A 4,406-nucleotide genomic window follows, 5' to 3' on the forward strand; every position below is an offset into this window, starting at 1 on the left:
GAATACGACCATTCTTGACCGTGTGGGTAGATGCACAAGTTGGGCAGGCAGGCATGGAAGAAGGACAGCGAGAAACTCTACTTCTCTATCATTACATCTTTGGCACTACCGATAAAGTTAATAATACTAATTTTTTAACCAACCAAGGAGATATTTTTATGACGAGCATAAACAAATCTAAAATTTCAGGCGAAGAATATATATCAAAAGACCGGCTCATTAGCTACTATAACCAGGCACGTCTCATTAGAGGTTTAGGACAGCAAGTTAACAACATCCTTGAAATCGGGATTTTTAATTTGCTTTTTACAGAAATGCTCAAGCGGGGTGGATACAACCCACATTCCGCCCTTTGAAGTGTCACATTGAGAATTTAGCCGCATAATTTTCTCAAGGCTGTAGCAAAGGGGGTGCAGGATTAACAGCGAGTTGATTGTCCAGAACCTGGACCATTTGGGCATCGTTGCCGGATTGGTAGACGAGTTGGAGATTGTTGAGCAGGTGAATCAACACCTAGGTGAAGATGCACGAGAGCAGATTAGTCCAGGCTTGGTAGTGAAAGCCATGATTTTGAATGGATTAGGGCTGGTTTCTGCGCCGTTGTACTTGTTTGAAAAATTTTTTGTGGGGAAAGCGACGGAACATCTGTTGGGAGAAGGAGTCCTACCAAAGCATCTCAATGACGACCGATTAGGACGAGTCCTCGACGCGCTGTATTTAGCTGGATTAAGCCAATTGTTTGTGACCATTTGCTTGGTAGCCGTTCGCAAGTTTGGGATCAAACACAGCAGTGCCCATTTCGATTCAACTTCACTTTCGGTAGAAGGGGAGTATTTGCCACAGCCACGGGTTGTAGAAGGGATTTCACCAATTCCTGTTCACATCACCTATGGCTACTCCCGAGACCGCCGACCCGACCTGAAACAGTTTGTGATGAATCTGGTGTGTTGGAGCGATGGAGATATCCCTGCCTTTGTTGAGTTAGTCGATGGCAATCAGTCTGATAAAACCCACTTTGTTGGGTTGATGCAGGCATTTAGGTCCCAGTGCAACTTTGAGGGGTTGTATGTGGCTGATTCTGCCCTCTACAGTGAAGACAATCTGCACCAGTTGTCAGGGTTACGGTGGCTGACTCGTGTGCCGTTAACGCTCAACTGTGCATCCGATTTAGTCAACCAGTTGTCAGAGTCTGCCTTCCAGTCCACGGAACTGGAAGGGTACCGGATTGCCAGTATGTGCTGCGACTACGGCAGTGTCCAGCAGCGCTAGTTTGTGGTCGAAAGCCAGGAGCGGAAAAAGGCTGACCTCAAAAAGTTAGAGAAGAATTTGGCAAAGGCGAAAACTTACGAGCAATCGCGATTGCGACAATTATGCACTCAGGAATTCGCGTGTGCAGCGGATGCTTTAGCAGCTCTCAAGAAGTTTGAACAAACCTTAACGTGGCATCAACTGGAGGGAATTAGGGTCAAGCAAAAGGCGCACTATGAGAAACCGGGTAAACCCAAACGAGACACTCTTCCTAGTCGCATTACCTATTGCCCACAAGCATTGTTAACCCTGAACTCAAGCGTTGTGACAATACATCAGCATGGGACTTACGCAGGCACACTAGATATAGCGGTATAGGAGCTGACGCTCCCTAACCGAAAAAAGACAGACAAATGTGCTAACCTCTCTTTCGAGGTAGAGATTTAACGTCAGGTGTCATTTACGAAGCTAGATTACTGTCAATACTTACTCAGCTCTCAGACGAATTATACCCTGACCAATTTGGCTGAACATCTGCAAGTGTTTAGTCACGATACAATTAATCGCTATCTGAGAGGAGAAAAATTAACGCCTCGCTTACTGTGGGATAACGTCGAACACCATATCCAAGTGGATGAAGATGGCTCAATAATTTTTGATGATACTGTTATTGATAAAAACTCCTCAAATTGTATCGAACTTGTTCGCCGACAATATAGTGGCGCAGAGCATCGAGTGATTCGCGGTATTGGTCTAATTAGTTGTGTGTATGTCAATGTAAAGACCGGACAATTCTGGGTAATTGACTACCGGCTCTATGACCCGGATGGGGATGGAAAAACGAAGCTAGACCAGGTAGCAGATATGTTACGCAACCTGGTGTACAGCAAGCAACTGCCCTTTGCCAGAGTCCTGATGGATAGTTGGTATGCCGCTCAGAAGCTGATGGCTTTAATTGAGCAACTGGGCAAAATTTATTACTGTCCTTTGAAACGAAATCGCTTGGTAGATGATAGTGGAGGAGTAGAAAAATATAAGCAAATTGAACAATTAGAGCTGATTTATAAAGGGAATCTTAAGCAGCTAGTCGTCTGACCATCAGACGAATCAAAGAACCATAAATCATTGCTTCGCTGATCTCTGAATACAGCTCATAATCCTTACTCAGCCGTCGAAATCGATTCAGCCATCCGAAAGTTCGCTCTACAATCCACCGCTTCGGCAATCGCACGAACGTCCCAGAGGTTCGTTCAATCACTTCCACCAGCACCTTCTCCCCACACACCTGCTTCACTGCATTGGCAAAGTTCTTGCCAGAATACCCCTGGTCTACCCAGACCACCTCTAATTTGGACAATTTTTCCTTCGCTTCATCGAGCACAACGACTGCACCTAATCGTTCGGAAGCATTGGCTTCACTCACCAGTACTCCAATCAAGAGTCCCTGCGAATCTACGACAAGATGACGCTTACGCCCTTTAACCTTCTTGCCACCGTCAAAACCATAGACCTCCCCTTTTTTTCCGTGGTCTTGACGGATTGAGAATCCGCAATGGCAACGGTGGACTGTTCATTTCTGCCTAATTCCGTTCGCAGTTGCTGGCGTACTTGGTCGTGAAGAAGTTGCCAGATGCCCTTTCGTTGCCACTTCTGGAAGTAGTTGTACACAGTGCTGTAAGGGGGGAGATTGTGGGGCATCATTTCCCATTGACATCCGGTTCGTTGCACATAGAAGATCCCATTGAAAATCTCTCTGAAATCGACTTCTACTGGATGTCCAAAGCCCTTTGGTTTAGGCACCAGTGGCTTCAAAATCTCCCACTCTGCATCGCTCAGGTCACTGGGATAGGGTTTCCGAGGAGGATAGGCGATTTCTGGCAAACGAGTCATCAGCAGTGCAACTACTCAACTGAATCTAGCCTAAGATTTGCTTGATGCCTATCCAGAGGGATTTTAGATTCTCTTTATAAATCAGCTCTTAAGTTGGTCAAGGGAAGAACGGCAGCAAGGAAAGCTGATTAAAATTAAAAACTTTCCTAGTGATAAAAAGGTGAAATTATTCCGGGTTACTGTCTCTACCGACAGAACGGACTATATAGTCACTAATGACTTGTCTCAAAACTCAACGGATGAAGTTCAAGAAGCGAACGCTGTTCGTTGGAAAGTCGAGGAGTTTCATCGAGGAGTTAAACAACTGACTGGGATTGAAGCTTGCCAATGTCGCAAAGCGAGAATTCAACGCAATCATATTGCTTGCGCGATTTTGGCTTGGACTAATTTAAAAAGACTATCTATCCTGACCTCTCAAACCATTTATCAACTGAAATACCAATGGCTTTCTGAGTACTTGATTGAGGAACTCAAACACCCCTCTATTCCCGTGCAGCTTGTTTGACCTTTACTCTATATCTAGTGTCTTTGCGTAAGTCCTGAGCAACGAGCCGGGCGATTCATTTTAGCAACCAATGTTCTGGACGTTGAACAGTTGAGTGAACAACAGGCGCTTGAGGAATACAAGGGTCAACAAAGCAGTGAGCGAGGCTTCCGGTTTCTCAAAGACCCCATGTTCTTTGCCTCCAGTGTCTTCCTCAAATCTCCAGAACGGATTATGGCACTGGCAATGGTCATGGGGCTATGTTTATTGCTGTATAACGTGGGGCAACGTCAACTGCGTCAAGCACTACAACAGGCAAATCAAACCCTTCCCAATCAATTGGGCAAGGGCACACCATCTCCAACCCTACGTTGGGTATTCCAGTGCTTTATGACTGTCCACTTTGTTGTGCTCAATGGAGTCAAACAAGTGGTCAATCTCACCGGCGAGCGCCGTCGAATTCTCCCATTTTTTGGTTCTGCTTGCCGACAATATTACTTGTTGTGTTGAGGGATGGCTTAATTCCTGCTGTGCCCGTTGCAAGTGCGGAATGTGGGTTACAAATCAGCTCTTACGTCTAATGTGAATTAGACAAAGGAACGGGAGAGATTGAGAATCAAAGTACCACCGATGAAACTCATCTCTCCGATGACTAGCATAGACTTTCCTAACGGGACTTAGAAAGATTTCAAGCCCAAATAAAGCCCAAAGCCGCTTTATAAGATGAGAATACGTCCTGATTCTGATTCAGCCACTGCACAAAACGGAAAGACATGGCTGTCCG

At 45.5% G+C, this 4,406-nt stretch carries 3 protein-coding genes and 4 pseudogenes; 6 read left to right on the top strand and 1 reads right to left on the bottom strand.

All coding sequences use genetic code 11. The annotated features are described in order from the left end of the window. From NDA06_RS26235 to NDA06_RS26250, 4 genes and pseudogenes are all read left to right on the top strand, one after another. Positions 1–356: pseudogene (locus tag NDA06_RS26235) on the top strand (hypothetical protein); the annotation flags it as partial. Positions 357–429: 73 nt separating this feature from the next. Further along, on the top strand, positions 430–1,269 hold the full coding sequence (locus NDA06_RS26240) for an IS1634 family transposase (RefSeq protein ID WP_348234028.1): 840 nt from the start codon (positions 430–432) through the stop codon (positions 1,267–1,269). A 3-nt stretch (positions 1,270–1,272) separates the two neighbouring features. Then, positions 1,273–1,626 (top strand): hypothetical protein, encoded by a 354-nt coding sequence (locus NDA06_RS26245; protein WP_348251940.1) that lies wholly within the window; start codon positions 1,273–1,275, stop codon positions 1,624–1,626. Between the two features lie 75 nt (positions 1,627–1,701). Further along, positions 1,702–2,340, top strand: a pseudogene (locus tag NDA06_RS26250) (transposase); the annotation flags it as partial. Here NDA06_RS26250 and NDA06_RS26255 read toward each other — a convergent pair. Then, positions 2,324–3,138, bottom strand: a protein-coding gene (locus tag NDA06_RS26255; RefSeq protein ID WP_348251941.1) for an IS5 family transposase whose coding sequence is annotated in 2 segments (ribosomal slippage) — positions 2,324–2,772 and positions 2,772–3,138 — 816 coding nt in all. Because the reading frame shifts where the segments join, the coding sequence is not laid out codon by codon here. The pseudogene NDA06_RS26250 and the gene NDA06_RS26255 sit on opposite strands and share 17 nt — an antisense overlap. A gap of 82 nt (positions 3,139–3,220) precedes the next feature. Between NDA06_RS26255 and NDA06_RS26260 the strand changes: the two are divergent. Together NDA06_RS26260 and NDA06_RS26265 are read left to right on the top strand one after the other, a co-directional pair. Further along, positions 3,221–3,643, top strand: a pseudogene (locus NDA06_RS26260) (transposase); the annotation flags it as partial. Between the two features lie 30 nt (positions 3,644–3,673). After that, positions 3,674–4,132: pseudogene (locus NDA06_RS26265) on the top strand (IS1634 family transposase); the annotation flags it as partial. Positions 4,133–4,406 lie beyond the last annotated feature (274 nt).

It is taken from the genome of Trichocoleus sp. ST-U1 (genome assembly GCF_039961835.1).
In the GTDB taxonomy this organism is placed as follows: Bacteria; Cyanobacteriota; Cyanobacteriia; order Cyanobacteriales; family FACHB-T130; genus FACHB-T130.